This is a genomic window from Noviherbaspirillum soli (genome assembly GCF_015352955.1).
Classification (GTDB): domain Bacteria; phylum Pseudomonadota; class Gammaproteobacteria; order Burkholderiales; family Burkholderiaceae_D; genus Noviherbaspirillum_A; species Noviherbaspirillum_A soli.
The window spans coordinates 36,461-57,265 of sequence record NZ_JACYOX010000011.1 but is presented as its reverse complement, the minus strand read 5'-3'; the positions used below and the strand labels follow the sequence as shown (position 1 = coordinate 57,265).

Below are 20,805 nucleotides of genomic sequence, written 5' to 3'. Positions count from 1 at the left end.
AAGGTGCCGGCCGGTGAATCAGCAGAAGCTCAGGTTAAATGCGAAGTCGCAGTGTCTGGAGGTATGGCGGGTCCGTTCCAGACTCAAGAGGAACGTTGCCCTGCGCGGCAGCGAGGACAGGCGGGACGACCGGCGACGGTGCCGGTATGACAGAGGTAATGGTAAGCGGGCCCAGCGCCGACGTCGTGGCCAGGTGCTCGAGCGCCAACTGGACGCCGGATTGCTCCTCCGCGCAAAGGACAGGTTCTTTCTTGTCCATTTCAGCGCAGGGCATCCCTTCCATGACCATTTCTTCCACCGGCGCCGGCGCGAGCTGAGGGCACGCGTAGGCAGCCATTGCGATTCCGTAGGTCAGGACAGTCATGACCAGGAAGCAGGCTATCAGCCGACAGAGAGATGGAAAGAGATTGCGCATGGGCTACGGAAATTTCAAACGTGCATAGTGTAGAGAACATTATAAACCGGCCCATACTCTACGCCTTCCTCCGGTAGGAAGGTCAAGCAGCCACCTAGTGGAAGCGAACCTCCTAACGAATTTGCTGCCAAACCAAGGCAAGCGGAGGAGTGTGGAAATGGACATGCGGTCAGGGGCAGTACGGATAGTGGTCATCACGCTAGCCGTGATAGGAGCGCTAGTAGTGCTAGGCGGGGTAGGCATGCTTTCTATGCACGGTGCCATGATGGGTGGCTCCTCGCTCCATGGGCTACTCTCCTCGATGATGGGAATGTGCCGGGGCATGATGGCTAGCTAGCGCGGAATTTCAAGGCTATCGCGTGAAGCTACTCGCCGTCGAGCTTGCGTGCAATGGCCGGTGCGATAGGCACGCGCTTGAACATGCTGATATTCGTGCCGCCGGTGTTGCCGGTCGGGACCACGCCGACGGCGGAACCCAGCGCGCCGAAGACAATGCGGATTGCCTGACCAAAGACCTCGGCCATGGAACGCCGGCGCCGGCCGATTTTCAGCATCAGCCAGTGCAAACGGACATGGGGTATGACATGACGTTGGCCAAGAACGTGGGCGGTTTCCAGGTGCTTGTATGCTTGGTCTAGCTAGCCGTCCCGATAGAGACGCCGGGCCTCGGTCATTTCGCGTTCAAAGGCATCCTTCAGTGCAGGAGTCATGATTCACCTCCGTTTCAGTTCGATTGTCACTGGCGCCGGAGCTGCTTGCATCTCGCTGCGCGCGTGCGCAATTACAGAGCGGGCTGCAGTTACACCCAAGACGCCCATCACAGCCGCCACGACAATGTCTGGCCAAACAGAGCCGGCTCCTAATACGCCAAGGGCTGCTAAGAGCACTGCTGCGTTTCCAATCATGTCATTGCGAGTGCAGAGCCATACGGCCCGCATGTTGGAGTCACCGTTCCGATAGGCAAAGAGCAGCATGGCCTTGGGCGGAAAAGTGGTGTCCGACAGGGGTCCTTTTGTACTGGTTGAAAAAGCAACGACCGTTGCCCTCAGCGAAGTGGCGTTCAAGCTGGCTGCCGGCATGCGCGGCAGCGTGGCTGACGCCTATACCTGGATTTCCAAGCTCGCCGTGCAACAGTGGGAGTCCGACCTGCAGCGCGCGGAAGCACTCTGGCAGTGCATCGAGGCGGCAAATGGATACCTCATCGAGGATGCCAGGCCCGCGGGACTGCGCCCGGTGTCGAGTGTGTCGCAGGAAGTCGAGCGGCTGATCATGCGACAGGCCTGCAGCTGGCTGGGCGTTGATCCGGACAGCGACTGCCGCCGTCCTCCGGGCAGGCCGCCAAGCGCCGGTGAAGAGGGCGACTTCATCCTGGTCGAAGTCAATAAAAGCAATGAAGTCATCGGGCGACTGAAAAAGGACTTCATGGGCGTGCGCGGCGGCACCGATCTGGCGGAGCTTGGCCTCCTACTGCTGATCGAGATCCTCGGCGCCTTGCGCACACAGGGGCTCGATATCGATGCGGCAGCGCCGGACTGGCGCGAGCAGGGCGCCTCCTATGCGGCTGCGGGCGGGAGCGGCGAGGGCGCTACGCCAGATCCTTATGAAGTCCTCGGCGTGCCGCGTGACGCGCCTATGGACGACATCGTCAAGTCATACAGGCGCATCATGCAATGGGTCCATCCGGATCTAGCCAATGTCAGCGACTGGTTTGCCCGCGTAGCCGCAGCCGCCTATCGCACGATTCGCCAGGAACGGGGAGAAACTGCATGACTGACGCGAACGATTCCCCGAAGCTGCCGGCCCGCGTGGGAAAGTCCTCTGGCGCCGGAAAGAAAAGCAAGGCACTGGACCTTATCCGGGCCGCGACGCCGGCCAGGCTGCTGGCCGATGGTCTCCGACGCGCTGACCTGCTGACCGCTGCGATCGCGCCGCAGCAGCGGCCGCGGCTGGTGTTTGCGTTCGATGCAACTGCCTCCAGAGAGCCCGCCTGGGACACGGCACGCGAGGTCACCGATGCGCTGTTTACCGCTTTGCCGGGACAACTGGATGTCGCCCTGGCTGTCCATGGTGGCGGCCGGGTCCACACGTTCACCGGATTTTCGTCAGATGCGCGCCTGTTCCGCGATCAGGCTGCGGCAGTGCACTGCCAGGCAGGCGGGACCGCGCTGGTGAACCTGATGGAACAAGTGCGCACCCACGCCGGCTTCAAGATGCTGCTCTACATCGGCGACTGTTTCGAGGAAGCGCCTGCCGCGGCCCTTGAACAGGCCGACGCGCTTCGTCTGCGCGGTGTCCGGGCCATCCTCTTTCACGATGCCTCGACAGGCGACCAGAAAGCCAGGGACGTCTTTGAAGAGATCGCCCGTCGTACGGGCGGCGCATGCCTGGATTTCTAAAGGGGCCAAGCCCGGCGACTTGCGCGACACTCTGGAAGCCGTGGCCGTTCTAGCCTATGGAGGCGAAAAAGGGACAACTACCCGGCGCGCGCGCCGCCTGCTCCCCTTTGTCGCTTGAGGCGCAAAGGATACAGCCGGGATGAGTATTTGGCCTCATAAGTTGCCTATGGGATATTATTTGGTTCTTTCAGAGCCGCTGTTATCCCTCCAATGGAACAAACTTCGCCTGCACAGCCAAATCCTGTCAACTATAACCCCGACAATCTGCTCAACGCGCTTATTGAGAGGCTCGAATTAAAGAATGACGCGGCCCTGGCACGTTTGCTGGAAATAGCGCCGCCCTTGCTAAGCAAGATCCGGCACCGGCGATTGCCGGTCGGCGCAGCGCTGCTTATCCGCATGCATGAGGTGTCTGGCCTGCCAGTGCGCGAACTGCGTAACCTGATGGGTGACCGGCGCCAGAAGTACCGGATCAGCCTGGTACAAGGCAAGCCGAAGGAAGGTTGATGAGTATTCCCCGGTGAGACAGTCAAGCCATATAGGTTACGTGCGTTTTAACGTGGAGCTTAACTGGCAGGACTCCAAAAGCGATGATATTTGTCGACACTCAGGAACGCTGATACGCTATTCGTAATTTTTTGACAATCTTCTACACCAATCTTGCCACTAGCATGTCAAACCAACTGAAGCGTGGCATTGTTTTGAAGCACTATCTCATTGCATTGATAGGGGTTATCCTCGCTGCGGCGCTGCGTTATGGGCTTGACCCAATACTCGGTAGCTCAATTCCGGTTGTCCTGTTTACCATCCCAGTGGTGATAGCCGCATCTTATGGTGGCTTTGGGCCTGCCATTTTTGCCACCGTGACCAGTGCGATGATCAGCGTTTATCTGTTCATTTCCCCCTATTACAGCTTCCGGATTGAAGACAGTGCCGGCGCTGTCATTGTCATCACCTTTTTGTGTATAGGATTAGTTTTGAGCCTGCTTGGGAAAAGGCTTAGGGACCTACAGCTCAAGGCAGAACAGCAGGCGCAGCAGCTACAGGTAGAAAATGAACGGAAGGATGAATTTCTTGCGATGCTCGCGCATGAGCTAAGAAATCCGCTCGCCGGCATTAGTACGGCTGGGCAATTACTGAAGTTCACCCAACTCGATGGGCGACGCTTGTCTGCGGCGAGTGACGTCATCATGCGACAGGTCAAGCACATGACCGAGCTGGTGGATGACTTGCTCGATGTCTCACGACTCACTCGCGGCCTGGTTATTATCGATAAGCAGCCGGTCGATATGAATGAGATCTTGCATGGCGCAATCGACCAAACGCAATGCATGTTTGATGTGAAGGCGCATCAATTAATTCTCGAAACCTCTGGTGAACCGGCATGCGTCTGCGGCGACCATACGCGTTTAGTACAAACCGTAGCGAACTTGCTGGGCAATGCTGCCAAGTACACACCTGCAGGTGGTCTCATTACCGTAACCCTACGCATCGACGCAGGCCATGTCGAATTGCGGGTCAAGGATAACGGAAAGGGGCTAAGCCGTGAGTTGTTGCCGCATGTGTTCGAGCCGTTCGTGCAGGCCAAAAGAAATTCAGACCGAGCGGAAGGCGGGCTAGGTCTTGGATTGGCGTTGGTGGAAAAGGTCATTCTTTTGCATAGTGGTACTGTCACTGCTTACAGTGAAGGGCTGGGCCAAGGCAGCACCTTTACCATCCGACTGCCGCATTGGAAGAAGGCAGTCGTATCGCAGAGGCCTATAACTGTTCCTGCGCCAACCGATCACCCCTCAGCGGAGCAATCGGCAGGCCTTCAATCCCTGCACCTTTTAATCGTCGACGACAACCGCGACGCCGCACAGGGATTGGCTAGCCTGCTTGAACAAGAGGGCCATACTGTTGCCGTCGCCTACCATGCAAAACAGGCACTCGACTTGGCGCATGCTGATGATTTTGACGTGTACCTGCTCGACATTGGATTGCCCGAAGTCGATGGCTACGAACTGCTTCGGCTGTTACGCTTATTACCGCACGCTTCAAACGCGAAGTTCATTGCGATCACTGGATATGCAAGAAACGACGATAGTCAACTCGCCAAAAAAGCCGGGTTCCACTACCATTTCGCTAAGCCAGTAAATATTACACACCTCGCAGAAGTGCTTGGCAAGATTTCGACAACTCGCTAATAGATTAATTTTCTATGTCCGTTTTTTTGGCTGAACTTGGGAATTTCGCGGCACGAGTTTCTTTAATTCATTTTTCTAACAAACCTTGGGAAAATAAACCGGGCCAAGGTCTATTGGTCAGATCGAAGTCCTGATCAAATCTGACACTAGCTGTCAGATGAAGTCCAAGCCACTGCACCTTATCTGACGCGAGCACACGCAATCTATAACTTACCAGCCACTACTTATTTCGCGATGCCCTAGGCTTATTTTGGCTTGCCCTGCACATCACTGAGCCGGTACTTCTGCCGGCGATCCCCCAGTATTTCACGCAACTGAGCCACCGACATATCCGTCACCTCATGCATGCGGATTAACAGCGAAGCGCCCACAGGCAAGCGGCGATGCCGGATCTTGCTGATCACCGGCGGCGCGACCTCGAGTGCCCTGCACAGGGCCGCGTCATTCTTCAACTGAAGTTTTTCTAGCATTGCATCAAGCAACCTGTCAGGGTCGTATCCCGGCTGCGTCTCGACTGGGCGGTTCTGGTCCATGACTCATTCCGTATCAATAGGTAGACATTGCTAAATGTTAAACATTTAATGCGCATTGAAGTTGTCAGGACGCAAACAGATGCGCTTGCAGCAGATGCATCGCTTCACCATCCGCCGCTGCGCGTTGAACACCCTGAGCTTTCCCGAAGCACCAATCAGCCAGTCCTTTTCCTGCCCGGTTATCACCGCGTGTAGTGCATCCCCATGAGCAAGGTAGAAATCGGCATTAGCTGGTAACCGTATTTGTTCATTAATGACTACTGATTGGAGAATTGAAATGACTCACCCATCCCTGATGTCCCTCGGCCGTATTTCCATGGGCCGTAATCCCCGCACCTACTTCGACCCGGCAGAAATGGCGGAACTCGAAGCTTCGGTGGCATCGCAAGGTGTGATCCAGCCCATTTTGATTCGTCCTTTCGGGGATGCTTATCAACTGGTGGCTGGCGAACGCCGCTATCGCGCTGCAAAGAAAGTGAAGGGCGACGACTATGAAATCCCGGTGCTGGTCAAGGATATGACCGACGCCGAGGCCGACGAAGTCTCCCTGATTGAAAACGTGCAGCGCGCACAGATGTCGCCGACCGAGGAAGCTGTCGCAGCCGCCCGCGTGTTGGGAAGCTGTGCCGGTGACCATGACGAGGCAGCAAAGCGTCTGGGCTGGTCGCGTGCGACGCTGGTCAAGCGCCTGGCGCTGACCAACTGTTCGGAAGCGGTTCGCACCGCACTCAACGAACGCAAGATCCAACTGGGTCATGCCGAGTTGCTCGCGGCGGCTGAAAAGGCGGTTCAGGACAAGGCGCTGTCGGCCATCCTGGAGCACAACCTGACGGTCGGCGCGGTCAAGCAGCAGCTGCAAAGCATCTCCAAGAGCATGGCTGCGGCGATCTTCGACAAAACCGATTGCGCTGGCTGCCGGCACAACTCGGACAACCAGCAGGCGCTCTTCGGCGAAGCGGTTGGAACCGGCTCCTGTACCAACGGCGCTTGTTACACCGAAAAGACAGAAGCCGAACTGGTGAAGAGGAAGGAGTCGCTTGCCGATGAATTCCCTGAAGTCAGGATCGTTCGACCAGGTGATCAGTACACGATCATCAAGCTGGTGGCAGAAGGTGCGACCGGCGTGGGCGAAGAACAGGCCAATGCCTGCCGCGCCTGCAAGAACTACGGTGCCGCAGTCAGCGCCATACCGGACGCCATGGGGAAGATGTACAAGAACCAGTGCTTCGATACAGCCTGCAACAGCAAGATGTTGGCCAAGCGCATCAGCGCGGAAAAGGCGGCGGCGGCTCCTGCAAAGGAAACCCAACCGACAACCGGCGCCAAGCCTTCGGGCACCACGGCGAAGGCGGCAACCACGACAACGACGAAGACGACGGCACCGGTCACGGTGCAGGACTCCACGCGCGTCAAGGAATATCGGGTCAAGCAATGGCGCACCTTCACTAAGAAGGAGCTGATGCAGAACCCCGAGAAAAACCTGCTGGTCATGTTGTCGATGGCGGCGACCGGTGAATTCCGGCACGTCAACAGCGGCAAGCTCGCCGAAGGACTGGGCAAGCTGTCCGGCACCAACGCAACCTTTACCGGAACCGGGCTGACCAAGGCGATCGACGCGGCGGGGAAACTCACCGAGGACTATCGCAAGATGATGACCATGGGGATTACCACCTCCGCCATGGACGCCATCGAAGAACGTCGCCTGATCGAAATCATGCAGTTCCTGGAACTGGACCTGAAGGCTCACTGGCAGTTGAACGCCGAGTTTCTGGACCTGCTCACCAAGAGCGAGATCGAAGTGCTGTGTGAAGAAATCGGACTCAAAGCCAAGCTTGGAAAGCAATTCTCCAAAATCCTCGGCCAGAAGAAAGACGACATCATCAAGGCACTGCTGAAGGTCGACGGCTTCGAGTACAAGGGACTCGTCCCCCGCTCGATGCAATACGCGAAGTAACAACCGGGAACGGCATCCGCCGTTCTCCTCTTTTCTCCCAATGCCCGTTCGGGCGCCATCCACTTCAAAGGAAATTCCATGTTCGTCGCACTCCAGCAGCTGCTGTCCCAAAGCCCGTCCCTGTCCATGAGCATTACCGGACAAGGCAACAACCTGACCGTGGTCGTGATGCCCAAGCCTACCGCTGGCGATTCCGCAGCCCTGGCGCAGCCGTTGAAGCTCACCGGCACTGCCGAGGAACTTGATGCCGGCTTCGTGGAGGCGCTCACGCAGTTCTCGACCGCGCGTCTTTCGGTCGTGGAACAAGTGGAAGCCACCAAGGCAGTCCTGGAAGCGGGCCGCAAGGAATTCGCATCCAAGGCAACCGCCGCCATCAAGAAAGCAGGCAAGCTCAGCACCGCATCCTCGCCGGCGCCTTCCAGCGACGACGATGATGACCAGGGCCAAAGCACCACGGGCAGCACCAGCAACGACGGCGCTCCCGCAGCAACGCCCGATGTTGGCCAATCCGCAATCAACATTTTTGCTTAATCAACCAAGGAAATCGAAATGGCTCTGCAAGTTCAAAGTCTGGCCCGGGTTTTTGCCTACAACGGTACCGAGCTTCCCTGCCCGGGTAACAACCTCAGCGTCGACGAAGTGCGTGACATCTACAGTGCCACGTTTCCCGAACTGACCAACGCCACCGTGGAAGGACCTGAAGACAAGGGCGACAAGCTCCTCTACAAGTTCGTCAAGACGGCCGGCGCCAAAGGGTAAGCAACATGACCCCCATCGATGCTTGGGTTCGTCAGAAGCTTGACGATGCCAACAACGCGAAGGGGGGAAATTCTTCCCCCCTTTTTTCATTTGACCAGAAGGAAATGACACTATGTTCAAAGGCTACGAAAACAGTTTTGGCATCCAACAAGGGGCCGGTCCTGCAGCCAGCACCGCAGTTTCTGCCCCCTTTCTTCTAAGCCTCCCCAAGATCGCCCCGCAGGTGCCCGATTGCTTCACTCAGGCCACCCATGCGTCGATCGTCCTGCTGGCCAGCCAGTTGGGGCGTATCGGGGTGATTCGGGAAGACGATCTGCTTGCCGATGAAACCATCGAGGGCGTGATCAAGAAAGCGGTCAGCCGCGGGATTGATGAAGTTCTTGGCGAGCCGACCCTGTTCGAGCTGTCGGTCGATATCAACGACGGCGATATACAGGAGTATGCGGAAATGCGGGAGGATCATGAAGCGAAACCGGCCGGCAGCCGATTCCACTTCACGGTCGATACCGGCGCCATTCCAACCGTCTTCATCGGCGAACGCATCCTGGCACTGGAAGCACTGTGTCCAGGGCTGGGAGAAACGGTATGCGCCGCATTGCAATGGGCCGGGTACGCGAGCATGCTCCTGTTCACGTTCAACCATGTGTTCGAAAACGTTCCGTTCATGTACTACTTTGACGAACGAGGCGAGCAGGGCGAAAACGGGGACGACGAAGAGGAAGACCCGAACTTCGAAGGCCTGCCGACCAAGGAAACGCTGCTGGAAGGGGTGCCGAAGTGGGCAGGTTGCCCGCAACTGAAACTCACGCCGCTGCAGGTGGAAGACATCATCAACAAGGTGTCGACGCCGGATTGGGCAAAGGAGGTGTTGCAATCAACGCTGGCGCTTGCCGAAGCCTACAAGGATGGGTCGCACAAGCTGGGCGAGTTCAGCTACAGCGAACACGAACCGGTCTACACCCTGGCAGTCATCCGCTTCAGTTCCGAGGATCAGATGGGGATGATTCTGGATGACTTCTTCCAGATGGCTAACAACTGCAGCGACAACTACACGCAGTCCTCGCATCTTGAGCTCGTCTACCAGGACGATACCGAGGCGTTTGGGGAATGGTGGAAAGGGATCCTGGACGGCTTCAGGCTGGTCAAAACGATCGAGACGCTACTTCTGCAACTCAGTAACGGCAATTACCGCCATGGATGCTAGCCGGCGCCGCGCTACCTGCGACGCCTGCCCCGGCATTCTTCTTCAACTCCAACCAAGCCCTCAGTTTCCGAACTGAGGGCTTTTTTTTCTTTCTGCTTACTGTCGATTGGTAAAGAACATTGCGCTGCTCTGGCAATCCGCACATTCCCGGTAAAACCGCAGGCCGTCTTTGCGCAACCGTTCCTTATGTCCTTCCTTGCCGCAATCGAGCTTGATCGGCGTATTGCCGTCACAGCTGGCGCATCTAAAGTAATAACCGTATTTGCCATACTGGACCGAGACGTCCATACCCTGGCATTTGCGACAGGAACCGGTTGGGGAAACGGCTGGAGTCTGCGCCGCAGGCGTCGTGTTCGGCAGCGGCGATGCCGACTGGCCGAACTGTGCCTCCATACCGGCGACACTTGGGGCTGACGCTACTTGGGCAGCGGCAGGTGCCGGAGCCAGTGTGGAATGGCCGAATTGGGTTGCAGAGAGGGGCGGGGTAACCGGAACGCTCGAACTGCTGGCCATGCCAAACTTGGCCGCATAATCAATGGTAATTGGCCGATGCAAGCGGATGAGCTTTTTCGCGATGTCACCGATCGATTCAGAAAACGACGCCTTTGCCAGACCGCCGAGCAGGCCAAAGATGTTGGTATTGTCGAGATTCTTTTGCATCGCGGTCAAAAACTGGTCAGCTTTGACGACTCTGGCGCTATCGAACCGCTTGGAACGGTCAATGCGCGCCTGGGGCGCGATCAGAATCATCGACTCGATCTTTGGTTCTCCGAGGCCAAGCTTGCTCAGTAGCGTACGTAGCACCGCCGCATGACGCTCATTTTGCTCGATCGGCGATGGTATACCTTCATAGGTCTTCTTCCAGTCGTTCCAGCGCAGGAATTCGCCTTCATCGGTGATCTTTACACCATGAGAGAAATGCTTGGTCTCCAGGATGTAGAAGCGAAGCGTCCGATGAATCAGCAAATGGTCAATCTGGGCGACGCGGCCATCACCAAGCTGCACTCGCAAATCATGGACGACGGCAGTGTTCTTACTTTCTTTGAGTTGGAAATCGATCAGGTATGCAGCCTCCTGCTCCCCTTTTACGCCGGCGCGCATCATGCGCAACTCACGGTCTATCAATGCTTTTTTGTCAGGGGTAGCGCGCGCAAGGAGGCTCTCCAGGGTAGCAATGGCCTCGGCTTTGCTGTCCGCGTTTTTGCAAATCATCCACTTGCTCCTACATTCAGTTTGACAGCACCACAAATAAAAGTTTCTCTATTGTAACAATTCGTGGTCTGAACTGATCTGCCTGAACAGGTATTCATTGGAATTTCTGCCATCCTGCTTTTCGGCGCAAGTCGGCCACAGCACCATCCTCCTGCGCCGGTCCTGCTGAGGGCTTTTCATTTCTGCATGGTGCAGAGATGAGAGTGATGAGCGTTCTCGAAGACTAGGAACCGTCCTAGCCTGTCTGTGCCTACTTCATTCGCTGGCCGGGTGCAGCGTCTTTGCCGTGCGTCGAGGAATGCGCTTTATCGTGCGCATACCCGGACGCGCCTGGCGCAGGGTCCGCGCTGCTGCCCGACGAACTCGAAGTGCTCCTGCCGCTAGGGCCCGTGGCAGTCGCGCTGCTGCCGGTGCCGGTTGCGCTGGTGGCCGTGCCGCCCGTGCTGTTCTGCGTTCCGGCCGACGAGCCGCCCGTACCTAGCGTCGAGGCGCTGACGCCGCTGCCAGCGGTTGCGCTGCCGCCGCTGCCGGATGTGCTGGAACTGCCGGCGGCGCTGCTGGAGCCGCCTGTACTCACGCCGCTCGTGCTGGTCGTGCTGCTGCTCTGTGCCTTGCGAACGCCGGTACCGCCATCCGCATGGCGGCCTGCAGCAAAGCCGCTGCTGTCAGTGGTGCTGGTACTGCCCGAGGTGGCTCCCTGCGCGTACAGGGTCGTAGAAGCCGCAAGCGCCATGGCGCCGGCGAGCAGGCTCATGCCAAGTCTGGTCTTCATCATTCGTTCTCCTTGTGCCGCACACGGAAAGCTTCCGTTGTGCGGCGCAGATTCATGTCATAAATGCCCCATCGGCGATGAGGCTATCGGAACACGCGACAAGCCGTTAGCAGCGGCCCTGTTTTTCCAGGCCCGGCGGGCAGTTTTTCCCGTTGTGTTCCTTGTGCTCCTTGTGCTCCTTGTGGCCCTTTCTGCCGCCGCGATCGTCATCCATCATGGCGCTGCCGGAGGCAGTGGTGCCTGATGCGGACGATCCGGAAGTACGCGGGTTCATGCCGCCGCTATCGCGGGAATAACCGGCCGAACTGCCTCCGGTTCCAACCGTGGACCCCGAGGAACCGGCCCCTGCGGTGCTGCCTCCCGTGCCAACGGTCGATCCAGTCGATCCCCTGCCTGCGCTGCTGCCGCCAGTGCCAACGGCCGATCCGGTCGAACCGTTGCCAGCCGAGCTTGCGCCGGTGCCCAGAGTGCTGGAACTGCCCGAGGAACGGTCGCGACCGGCAGAACTGCCGCCAGTGCCAATGGCCGATCCGGTCGAGCCATTGCCTGCGGAGCTTGCGCCAGTGCCCACGGTGCTGGAACTGCCCGAGGAAAGGTCGCTACCAGCATTACTGCCGCCAGTGCCAATCGCTGATCCGGTCGAGCCGTTGCCGGCCGAACTTGCGCCTGTGCCAAGCGTGCTGGAACTGCCGGAATTGCCACCACCCGCGGTGCTTGCGCCGGTGCCTAGCGTGGAGCTGGCGCTGCCGTTGCCGGCCGTGCTGCCACCTGTGCCCAGCGTCGTGCTGGTCTGGGCAAATGCCGTTGCGGAGGCTGCGGTGATAAAGGCCGCGATCAGGTAAGAGAATCGTTCGGTTTTGCGTCGCATGGATTTTCTCCTTGTAGTTCGTTGGTGTTTCTTGAAGCTGCGTACTCATCAGAAGCACCCTCAATTGAGTCCCTCCTTCCGCCTAAGGTTCTATCCGGGTTGTAACAAATTGTCAGGATGAACATTTTTGCGCTGCGCAACCGAAGGGCATTTCCCGTATTCCTGCTTATTTCCCGGCGTTCGACATATCTCCAGCACATAGCCAATCCGCGCTCCCTGCGGAACTCCTCAATGCCTCTTTTTGAAAGGTTTCCATGAACGTCAACCTGTATCAGTCCACCCCGTCCTATTCACTGCAGCATGCCATTCTGATGTACGGGGCCAACCCGGACAGCGTCGACCTGGTCACGATCAATGCCGTGGTCCAGACCGCTGCCGGTCCAGTCATTGGCGAAGGGCGCGGCGCGACCAAGGCCGGCCTGCTCGACATGCTGGAATGCGTCAAGGAAGCCGTGCGCAAGCCGCTCGAACTGCTGCACCCGAACGTCATCGCACTAACCGACGACTGCATGGTGTGGTGGGAAGAAGCCAAGTCCCGGCGCATTGCTTTCAAATGCAAGGAACTGGGAAAGCGCGCAGCCATCGTGCCGCATCCCGCGCTGCTGTTCGTGGTGAAGGGGGCAAGCTGGTATGTCTTTGCGCTCGCAGAGAACAAACGTCCAACGGCTGACACGGCCCTGTACGTTTCGCCGTACTTCAACGTCTGGTCCGGTGGCGCTATCTGTACCGGCTCCACGCGCACGCCAACCAAGGAAGCCGTCACCAACCCGGATGCATGGACGAAGGCCTTCTTCGAAAGTGCTTTTACCCATCCCAACATCCACGGACTGAACCAGTTGGTCCTCTGGGAACACGGCTGCTTTGCCTTCTGGCGCGACATGCTCGACGGGAAGTTCACCACTTTTCCCAATGAAGTCCTGGTGAGCACGAATGTCACCGCCCAAAAATTAATCCATAAACTCCAATAAGGAATGCTAACCATGCTTAACCGTATCGATGCTGTTTTGCAGTCAGCCACACCGACTGTCATGGTGCCTCGCCATGAACCCTTTGTCCCAATGGCGCGTCATGGCCACCGCTTCCTTGCAGCGGCTGACGGCCTCTGGCTGGAAGCACGCAGGGCATGGCTTTATCTTCGCTGGAATCTGGCGAAGCAGGCGCAGGTTGCCATGCCTTACGGCGCGGTCGAGCCCGTGGTGCAGGTGCAGAAAGTGCCGGGCCGTCTGGTCGAGGAGTTCATCTCTTTCGCCCGTGACGTCTGTCCGCTCGAATGTGCTGCCTGGATCATCTGGAACGATGAGACCGACCAGTGCAAGCTGGTCAAGATGGTCCCAACGTCCGTGTCCAACGCATCGGTGGCGTTTAACCGGCCCGCGCTGGCTGACAACGAGCACCTGGTGGTCGACCTGCATTCCCATGGTCGCCTCCCGGCATTCTTCTCTTCCGAAGACAACCGTGATGACCGTGGCGAGTTCAAGGTCGCTGGCGTGTTTGGCAAGCTCGATGGCGACATCGAGTGCAGGTTTCGCCTGTGCGCCAATGGCCTGTACATCGACATGGGCAACAAGTGGGAGGGACAATAATGGCAATCCATCAAATCCATCCCCAGCTTCTCAACAGGCAGGTACAGGTTGCCGTCATCGGCGCCGGCGGCACCGGGTCGCAGTTGATGAACAACCTGGTGCGGCTGCATCTGGCGTTGATCGCACTCGGCCATCCTGGCGGCTTGCATGTCACGCTCTGGGATGACGATACCGTCAGCGAAGCCAACGTCGGCCGGCAGTCGTTCTATCCGGGCGATATCGGTTCGGCAAAGGCGGCAACGATCATCAATCGCATCAACCTGGCTTTCCAGTTGAACTGGTCGAGTCGGGTAGAGCGGATAGATAGCAACAGCGTGCTGAAAGCGCAGATCGTCATTGGCTGCGTGGACAACCGCAAGGCACGTCTGGCAATTTTGCAGGCGGCGCAACGCAACCGGGTGCAGTATTGGCTCGATTGCGGCAATCGTCTCGGCGACGGTCAGGTGGTGCTGGGCGAGGTCTGCCCACAGATCGCCAAGGAACGCAAAGTGCCGCGGCTGCCACACGCTGCGGACCTGTACCCGGAACTGATCGATCCTACCCAGGACGCCACAGACGACGTGCCCAGCTGCTCTCTGGCTGACGCACTCGAAAAGCAGTCGCTGTTCATCAACACCTCGGTGGCGATGTTTGCCTGCAATATCCTGACGGAGCTTTTCCAGCATGGACAGATCGCCTGCCACGGCATCTTTGTGAACCTGAAGTCGGGGAGAACTTCCCCCCTGCAGGTCAGCGAAGAGGTCTGGAAGCGGTTCGGCTATGTCGTTCCCTCGGCACCCGCGCCGGTAAAGAAGCCAAGGGCCTCACGCGCCAAAAAGAAGCCGCAGGAGCAGCCGGTTGCGGCGTAATTGCTCAGCCAGCTCTCTCGGTCTAACTAAACCCCACGCCCTCAGTTCGATTTTTCGACTGAGGGTTTTTTCTTTGCCGTTCCTCTGATCGGGAAAAGTTTATTAACGCTTTTCCATCGTGTTCGATGTTCGACATCTCTCCTCGCACCTTAACCCCTGCAAAGGGAATTTCATTCAACAAAGGAGAGAGTAGTGACAACAGTACTGACTGCGGAACCGACAGAGCATCCATGTAGCATAAAGGGATGGTCGATCCTGTCGAACCCGCCGGAATCCGGCAAAGCGTATTTCTACTGGCGCAACGCAGCCGGCGTCGTCAGCGAGGGCGGCTATGCCACGGCAGAGCAAGCAGATCAGGCGGCCGGAGAGGAAGCTCGCCGTGCCTGGCGCAATGTGTTTGCCGAGGATGCGGTCCGGGAAGGCTGGGACATTTTTGATGTGGATGGCCGGCCGGACCTGCAGCGATGCGATGAGGTCGCCGTGTTTCAAAACGACTTCGAGGCATGGTGTTTCGTGGTCGACCAGGCAGAACGCCATCCGGCGTCCGCCGCGGCACTGGCCTTAGCCGTCCTTCCTGTCCGGTATCGAAACGAGATTGTCCAGATCGTGAAAGACAACACGCCGCAAGGTATCCGGCCTGTTACAACGGCTAACCAGCACCCTGCCGTTCCTCGACAGTCGACGTAATTATCGGCTTGTGTGTGGCATTTCCGGCCTGCAATGACACGTCGAGAAACCGGCTTTATTGCATCTTAAGCAACTTAGAACCGCAACGGGAAATTAATGGCGTCACAACCAAAACGAAAGTACAACCTTAGCGTTGATAACTTCATGGCGGCAGGAAGAACAGCTGGGGCGTTACTACTCGGCAATGCTGCTTTGATTGTTACAAACGATTTGAATCACTGGCCGAATGCACTGAAGGTAGTGTCTTTGGGACTTATCTTGGTTACAATGTGTTCGATAGATAGCACTGAAGTGTCCACCGAAAGCGGCACTGACAACGACCGACAGGAGAACTCATGAGCCCCCTTGACTATATGCTGATTGGCATTGGCGTGTTTTTTCTGATTCCCGTCTACTTCAAACTCAGAGGGAAGTAATCTGGCTCCTTGCCAGCACACGCTATAAGCGCAATACCAAAGCCTACCTTTTCGCAAAGGTAGGCTTTTTCTTTTCTGCGAGTCAAATGTCTTTGGACTAAACTAGGTCTCATGCATCCATTAGGAGAAATCATGAGTCCGCTCGACTACATACTGCTGCTCATCGGCGGGTTTTTCGCCGTGGTGGTGTTTCTGTCCTTGAGAAGCAAGTAACAGGACCGGAGTGAGATGCGAATCCCTGATCTAGGCGGCAAACACGTTGAAGTCCATGTTTGAAGGTACCCAGTCGTTGCGTGATGCGATGGATACCAGCTCAGCCTTGGGATAGGGCAGGCCTGGTCCCAGGCGTGAACTGGCAAGACGGCGTTCCAGCTTGTTCCCGCATCCTATGCCGTACACATAATTACCAGGATGGCGGAATTTGGTGAAGGCCCCCGAACTGAGCGCGCGGCGAACGTAGTCGCCCGGTTCTTCGCCCCATTCCCTTTCCGGTGCGCCGGCGGCCAGCAACTGGCGATACGCATAGGCAGCACCGCTTTCACCCGCCCGAATCTTTGACAATGCCCGTTCACTAATCACTTGCCCACTGCGCGAAAGAACCAACGTGCGCGGGGACGAGCGGCCAAGAAACTTCGCCGAAGAAGCTTGGTAGATTGTCCCGACATGGCCATATTTTGTGATGCGGCCGAACTCATCCGTGCGTGGCAGCGGATCGCAATAGCTCACGATGGACCGTATTTTGGTTTCCCTTTGCAGCAGGCGGCAGGCCGCGCGGATAAGCCATGATTCGCCATTGCCTTCGACCGCCTCCGTGCACACGAAGCGGCCCAGCTCCGCACCGGTTTCCATGTCCGCCTTGAGGTACTTTTCCAGCACTGCATTTTTCATGGGGACGCTAAACACGGCGAGGCCGACAAGGGCATCCGGGCTAAATGCCATCTTGCGCATGAGGCCGACACGCAATCTGGCGGGCGGCAGTGTTCCAGCGTAGTGGTGCTCGGCACAGAACGCCTTCGCGTCGGTGTCATTCAACAGGACGACCTCATGCCTGTCCGGGTTGAACAGCTCCCCGGCTGGCCTGAAACTCACGCGGCGTTTTGTCCAGCGCTGGCATGCCTGTGCAGGGCCGTAGGGGAAACCGGCATTCATTGGAAGATCTCCGCGGCCGCATCGGATGTGCAATGGCTGTCCGCCGATTCAGCAGGCCGGGTGGTTTGCACAGGAATGGCAGCGGGATTCGATTGGCTAAGAGCGTGCGCCGTGTGCCGCGCATAAGTAGACACCGAACGCCAGTAAGCCGCCATCGGACCCTTGCGTTTGGCCCAAGACCTTTCCGCTTCGACGTTCGCTTGCGTGCGAAGGTCGCGGAAGATCGCTGCAAGAGCCAGCCGCTCATCCAAAGGGCGATCGAGCAGTGCTTTTGCAGAAGGAAGGTCCAGCAGAGGATTAAGGTAGCCCATTGAGAGTAACGCCGTTGAATGCAGTTAAGGAGGCGTTCAGTATATCGATAATACAAACACAGTCAATATGAATACGTTTGGTATTAAGCGACAACTGTTATTAGGCATTTCTCTCGTTCGCACCGTGCCTCCCGGCGCTCCAGGTGCGGCTGGACCAGCGTCTCCTTGCGCAAAGAAATTGTCGCCCCCTGACAGCATCCTGCATTTCCATTCCTGTGTGACTCATCACTAGCACCAGGCCGACTCCGGGAAACCGGAAAACAGGCTTTGGCAATCAGCTCAATGAACGCCCCTCGCAAGGGCATACCAGACCAGGGAGAAACACATGAAGGGAATGCAGTCAGTAGCGACCATAAACGTGCAAACGGATATGTTCGGCGCACCGTCGGAAGACAGTAAACGAGTCAGAGTAAAGGCAGTGCCGTTGCGCTTGCAGAAAACCATCCCGGTCATCACGGGCGGCCTGTTTGCCCTGAACGACTCCATCAGTCCCGAGCGCTTCAGTGCGACGTTTCATTCGGGCGGAAGCGCTTACTTTGATGCCTTGGGATTGACCATGGCGGGAAAGGATGTGGGCGTCGTTGCGGACCTCGTCCGGCCACGCGTCATGGATCTGCTGAAAAGCTACTTGTCACGCGGAGGAAAAGTCTTCGTCGACAGCGGCGCCTACGGACGGTTCGCCAAGTGGAAGGAAGGGAAAGCAGAGACACCGCTTGCCGACTTCCAGAAGGTGTTTGCCGTCTATGACGAACTGGTGGAAGGGACACCGACCGCCTGTCTCCATAACCTGCATCTGGTCATGCCGGACGTGTTGGCGCATCCAGAATGGTCGCTGGCGCTGCTGCAGGAACATCGCAGCAAGATCCTTGGTTATGTCGGTGCTAATGTCAGCATCATCATCCCGCTGCAAAAGGGGCTGACGCCAGCCGGCGTAACGGCTGACAAGGTTGCAGGCATCCTTGGTACCCGGGAGATCACCCTCGGCATTCCAAGCGCAGCAGCGGCGATGTCTTTGTCTGACGTCGCAACGATCCGCGGCTTCAGGCGATTTCATATCCTGGGCCGCGCTTCGATGGGGCTGCCCTTGTTCAAAATCGCATACGCTTTCCTGGAAAACTGTCCCGGCGCCCAGGTCAGTTGTGACGCAAACCAGCTCAGAAGTAACACCCCTTCGATCAGTCATGAGCATGCCAGGCTGATCGAAGCGCATTCGGATCAGGCTTGGGATGGATCATTCGACCAGACCGAGATGATTTCCGAAGTGGTGTGCGGGCAAGGCTGGATGTCGGAGCGCTACGTCAAGGCGATCGCGGGCTTCTATGGGGTCACCGATGCCAAACGGCTGAAGGAATGGGTCAGGCAGCACCGGACCGGCGACGAAGGTCTGAAGGAACTCATCGAGGAGGTCGATCCGGAATGGGGCTTGCTTTGGACCTGTGGCTTAAATCAGGTGTTTGGCGAAGCCGCATTGAAGGCCTTGTCGGCGCGCATGAGGGCAGTTGCAGTTGCCACCGTGTTCGAAGACAGCGCCGTCGAGGCTGACGAGCTGGCACTGGCCGCGTAGGGAGGAACGATGAAGATTTCCATCATCACTTCCTGCACCGGTTTCAAGACAGTCTCGGTCCCAAACCAGCTCACTCAGGAGGACTTTGCAAAAGGCGAAAGCCATGTTCGGAGCCGAGAAGCGGAACTGGCCGAATGCATGCGGCCTGCAGGGATGCTGTACGCCGGCGAGCAGCATGTCCGCTTGATGAGGGGCGTTCAGTCAGCCAGGGAACAAGGCGCAAAGGTCAGCATATCGATTCTGAGCGCCGGATATGGCGTCGTGGAAGAGGGGCAGTTGATCGCTCCCTACGAAATGACGTTCAACACGATGAAGAAGAAGGAAAGCCATGCATGGGCAACCATGCTGGGTATCCAGGAAAGCGTCCTTGAAGTTCTGGATGCGCCATCGGATATGACCCTGATTCTTCTGGGCGATCGTTACCTGCAGGCGTGCGAGTTTGACTCTGTCACGCAGCTGCACTCGCCAACATGGGCACTGTGCGGCAAGGGGTCCGTCAAACGGTTTTCGCCGGCGTTCCAGCTGGTGCTGCTCGAGCAAAGCCACACCGGGCAGTTTGGTGCGGCAATGACCAATCTGAAGGGCAGTATCGCCGCCCGAATACTGGAAAACGTCCGTCTCGGACCCGCTGAAGCGATTCGGCAGGCGTTCGTGCAACCACTGGCGCCGGCACACGCTGGGCTACTTTTCTAACCCAGTATCGCCCCCGATCTTTTCCGGATCGGGGGCTTTTCTTTGGCCTGCCCGCTTGCATGCCGGTGTTGCGCATTTCAATGGGTAACTGCTAACCCGGCCCGTCCGGAAACCTCTCAATTTGCCTACTCAAAAGGGAATGTATGAAAACGCAATATACCGTCGCAGAAATCGAAGCAAACGGCGTTCAGGCCAGCGGCACGTTCTATGGCACGCCGCGTCAAGGCTGGATCATGGACATGATTCATTTCGTGGACTACGCCGGCTATGCCCAACTGGTCATTCCGGTAGAGGACGCCGCTGACCTGGTCGTGGCCGACTGGTCCCAACGCACGACAGAGGCCGACATGATGCACGCGGTCATCAAGTTCAAGCGCGCAGTACAGTTCTCACGCTTCGCCATGAAGGAGGGTGAAAAGTGGGGATTTGTCGTCTTCAAGAAGTGGGCAGATGCGGTCAAAGCCATCCAGGCAGGCGAGCGGTTTACTTTCGCCGGCGGCCAGTGTCTCGCGGAAGACGTCGAGCTGATCTACCTCGGCCCAGGCGACGCAGGATACTCTCGCGCAGCAGGATATATCCAATAATCGTTCACGAGGTACCATAGCCCATAAACGTAGTCCATCGCCCACGACCTCGGATCGTGGGCGATTCTTTTTTCATGCAGCGAAGTTACTCGAAGCCTTCGTTGAAAATCGTGGTGCAAATCTGGGTTCGGCCAATACTTACCCTTCGGCGGTGATGAATGAAGCAGAACATTGCCACGAACTCAGTTATGTTGATGGGAAGAAAATAATGTTAAAATAGCAAATGCCCTGTCATCTGCTACTTATTGAAGACGACCACATTGCAAGTTATGTGACACAGAAAGTCCTCAAGCAATGTGGGTTTGCTGGGCCAATCGATGTCGTACAAGATGGTCAGGAAGCATTGGAATACCTTGCCTGCGAAGGCCGGTATGCAAAAAGGGCGACTGGAAACCCATCGCTGATTGTCTTGGACCTGAAGCTGCCCAATACCGATGGTTTTGAAGTCCTGAAACACATACGCAGCACCCCCATGCTTGTTGAAATCCCTGTCTTCATTCTCAGCGCATCCAGGTCACAGGAGGATGTCTACCGGAGCAACCTGTTGGGCATATCCAAATACCTGGTTAAACCATTATCCGTTTCAGAATTTTCTCCCGAGGTCATCAAAATCATGGCCGGGAGCAAAGACGATGCCTCGTTGGCTAGATAGCGCAGCTCCGTAAAGAAAG

The 20,805-nt window shown here is 57.3% G+C and carries 23 protein-coding genes and 1 pseudogene; 18 read left to right on the top strand and 6 right to left on the bottom strand.

All coding sequences use genetic code 11. The features are described 5' to 3' along the window. Positions 1 to 34: 34 nt before the first annotated feature. Both IGW04_RS10675 and IGW04_RS10670 read right to left on the bottom strand, forming a co-directional pair. On the bottom strand, positions 35 to 415 hold the full coding sequence (locus tag IGW04_RS10675; protein WP_194713058.1) for a hypothetical protein: 381 nt from the start codon (positions 413 to 415) through the stop codon (positions 35 to 37). 365 nt (positions 416 to 780) lie between these two features. Further along, positions 781 to 1,038 (bottom strand): annotated as a pseudogene (locus IGW04_RS10670) (DUF3703 domain-containing protein); the annotation flags it as partial. Positions 1,039 to 1,387: 349 nt separating this feature from the next. On the opposite strand from IGW04_RS10670, the gene IGW04_RS25680 reads away from it, so the two are divergent. The 4 genes from IGW04_RS25680 (at position 1,388) to IGW04_RS10650 (ending at position 4,997) form a co-directional block, all read left to right on the top strand. Continuing rightward, the gene (locus tag IGW04_RS25680) at positions 1,388 to 2,185 is read left to right on the top strand and encodes a J domain-containing protein (protein WP_323744841.1); all 798 of its coding nucleotides are present in this window, start codon (positions 1,388 to 1,390) and stop codon (positions 2,183 to 2,185) included. Beyond that, entirely contained in the window at positions 2,182 to 2,811 is a 630-nt protein-coding gene (locus tag IGW04_RS10660) for a vWA domain-containing protein (protein WP_194713057.1), read from the top strand. Before IGW04_RS25680 ends, IGW04_RS10660 begins: the two co-directional genes overlap by 4 nt. A gap of 210 nt (positions 2,812 to 3,021) precedes the next feature. Then, a complete protein-coding gene (locus tag IGW04_RS10655; protein WP_194713056.1) occupies positions 3,022 to 3,318 on the top strand; it encodes a hypothetical protein in 297 nt (98 codons plus the stop codon). Positions 3,319 to 3,482: 164 nt separating this feature from the next. Further along, complete coding sequence (locus IGW04_RS10650) at positions 3,483 to 4,997, top strand: ATP-binding response regulator (RefSeq protein WP_194713055.1); 1,515 nt, start codon at positions 3,483 to 3,485, stop codon at positions 4,995 to 4,997. 245 nt (positions 4,998 to 5,242) lie between these two features. Here IGW04_RS10650 and IGW04_RS10645 read toward each other — a convergent pair whose 3' ends face one another. After that, positions 5,243 to 5,530, bottom strand: coding sequence for a hypothetical protein (locus IGW04_RS10645; RefSeq protein ID WP_194713054.1), 288 nt, complete (start codon positions 5,528 to 5,530; stop codon positions 5,243 to 5,245). A 277-nt stretch (positions 5,531 to 5,807) separates the two neighbouring features. Between IGW04_RS10645 and IGW04_RS10640 the strand changes: the two genes are divergently transcribed. The 4 genes from IGW04_RS10640 to IGW04_RS10625 all read left to right on the top strand — a co-directional run bounded on the left by IGW04_RS10640 (position 5,808) and on the right by IGW04_RS10625 (position 9,447). Then, positions 5,808 to 7,484 (top strand): PRTRC system ParB family protein, encoded by a 1,677-nt coding sequence (locus tag IGW04_RS10640; RefSeq protein WP_194713053.1) that lies wholly within the window; start codon positions 5,808 to 5,810, stop codon positions 7,482 to 7,484. 78 nt (positions 7,485 to 7,562) lie between these two features. Continuing rightward, positions 7,563 to 8,015 (top strand): PRTRC system protein E, encoded by a 453-nt coding sequence (locus IGW04_RS10635; RefSeq protein WP_194713052.1) that lies wholly within the window; start codon positions 7,563 to 7,565, stop codon positions 8,013 to 8,015. An 18-nt stretch (positions 8,016 to 8,033) separates the two neighbouring features. Next, positions 8,034 to 8,243: a PRTRC system protein C gene (locus IGW04_RS10630; protein ID WP_194713051.1), complete on the top strand. Its 210-nt coding sequence runs from the start codon at positions 8,034 to 8,036 to the stop codon at positions 8,241 to 8,243. A gap of 112 nt (positions 8,244 to 8,355) precedes the next feature. Beyond that, a complete protein-coding gene (locus IGW04_RS10625) occupies positions 8,356 to 9,447 on the top strand; it encodes a PRTRC system protein F (RefSeq protein WP_194713050.1) in 1,092 nt (363 codons plus the stop codon). Between the two features lie 96 nt (positions 9,448 to 9,543). Here IGW04_RS10625 and IGW04_RS10620 read toward each other — a convergent pair whose 3' ends face one another. Next, on the bottom strand, positions 9,544 to 10,659 hold the full coding sequence (locus tag IGW04_RS10620) for a nuclease-related domain-containing protein (RefSeq protein ID WP_194713049.1): 1,116 nt from the start codon (positions 10,657 to 10,659) through the stop codon (positions 9,544 to 9,546). Between the two features lie 389 nt (positions 10,660 to 11,048). Between IGW04_RS10620 and IGW04_RS10615 the strand changes: the two genes are divergently transcribed. The 6 genes from IGW04_RS10615 (at position 11,049) to IGW04_RS10590 (ending at position 15,417) form a co-directional block, all read left to right on the top strand. Beyond that, positions 11,049 to 11,675, top strand: coding sequence for a hypothetical protein (locus IGW04_RS10615; protein WP_194713048.1), 627 nt, complete (start codon positions 11,049 to 11,051; stop codon positions 11,673 to 11,675). Positions 11,676 to 11,754: 79 nt separating this feature from the next. Beyond that, on the top strand, positions 11,755 to 12,273 hold the full coding sequence (locus tag IGW04_RS10610; protein ID WP_194713047.1) for a hypothetical protein: 519 nt from the start codon (positions 11,755 to 11,757) through the stop codon (positions 12,271 to 12,273). A gap of 280 nt (positions 12,274 to 12,553) precedes the next feature. Beyond that, complete coding sequence (locus tag IGW04_RS10605; protein WP_194713046.1) at positions 12,554 to 13,267, top strand: PRTRC system protein B; 714 nt, start codon at positions 12,554 to 12,556, stop codon at positions 13,265 to 13,267. 12 nt (positions 13,268 to 13,279) lie between these two features. Continuing rightward, complete coding sequence (locus tag IGW04_RS10600) at positions 13,280 to 13,882, top strand: PRTRC system protein A (RefSeq protein ID WP_194713045.1); 603 nt, start codon at positions 13,280 to 13,282, stop codon at positions 13,880 to 13,882. Continuing rightward, positions 13,882 to 14,730: a PRTRC system ThiF family protein gene (locus IGW04_RS10595; protein ID WP_194713044.1), complete on the top strand. Its 849-nt coding sequence runs from the start codon at positions 13,882 to 13,884 to the stop codon at positions 14,728 to 14,730. Before IGW04_RS10600 ends, IGW04_RS10595 begins: the two co-directional genes overlap by 1 nt. Positions 14,731 to 14,922: 192 nt before the next feature. Then, positions 14,923 to 15,417: a hypothetical protein gene (locus IGW04_RS10590; protein ID WP_194713043.1), complete on the top strand. Its 495-nt coding sequence runs from the start codon at positions 14,923 to 14,925 to the stop codon at positions 15,415 to 15,417. 659 nt (positions 15,418 to 16,076) lie between these two features. On the opposite strand, the gene IGW04_RS10585 is transcribed toward IGW04_RS10590, so the two are convergent. Next, on the bottom strand, positions 16,077 to 16,982 hold the full coding sequence (locus IGW04_RS10585) for a Mom family adenine methylcarbamoylation protein (RefSeq protein ID WP_194713042.1): 906 nt from the start codon (positions 16,980 to 16,982) through the stop codon (positions 16,077 to 16,079). After that, positions 16,979 to 17,293 (bottom strand): hypothetical protein, encoded by a 315-nt coding sequence (locus IGW04_RS10580; protein WP_228526997.1) that lies wholly within the window; start codon positions 17,291 to 17,293, stop codon positions 16,979 to 16,981. The genes IGW04_RS10585 and IGW04_RS10580 overlap by 4 nt, the downstream gene beginning before the upstream one ends. 325 nt (positions 17,294 to 17,618) lie before the next feature. Here IGW04_RS10580 and IGW04_RS10575 point away from each other — a divergent pair, with 325 nt between their 5' ends. The 4 genes from IGW04_RS10575 (at position 17,619) to IGW04_RS10560 (ending at position 20,786) form a co-directional block, all read left to right on the top strand. Next, positions 17,619 to 18,857 carry a hypothetical protein gene (locus IGW04_RS10575; protein ID WP_194713041.1) on the top strand — a complete coding sequence of 413 codons (1,239 nt, stop codon included), beginning with the start codon at positions 17,619 to 17,621 and terminating at the stop codon, positions 18,855 to 18,857. 9 nt (positions 18,858 to 18,866) lie between these two features. After that, complete coding sequence (locus IGW04_RS10570; protein ID WP_194713040.1) at positions 18,867 to 19,550, top strand: DUF6884 domain-containing protein; 684 nt, start codon at positions 18,867 to 18,869, stop codon at positions 19,548 to 19,550. 143 nt (positions 19,551 to 19,693) lie between these two features. Next, on the top strand, positions 19,694 to 20,134 hold the full coding sequence (locus IGW04_RS25675; RefSeq protein ID WP_228526996.1) for a hypothetical protein: 441 nt from the start codon (positions 19,694 to 19,696) through the stop codon (positions 20,132 to 20,134). A gap of 223 nt (positions 20,135 to 20,357) precedes the next feature. Beyond that, positions 20,358 to 20,786: a response regulator gene (locus IGW04_RS10560; protein ID WP_228526995.1), complete on the top strand. Its 429-nt coding sequence runs from the start codon at positions 20,358 to 20,360 to the stop codon at positions 20,784 to 20,786. Positions 20,787 to 20,805 lie beyond the last annotated feature (19 nt).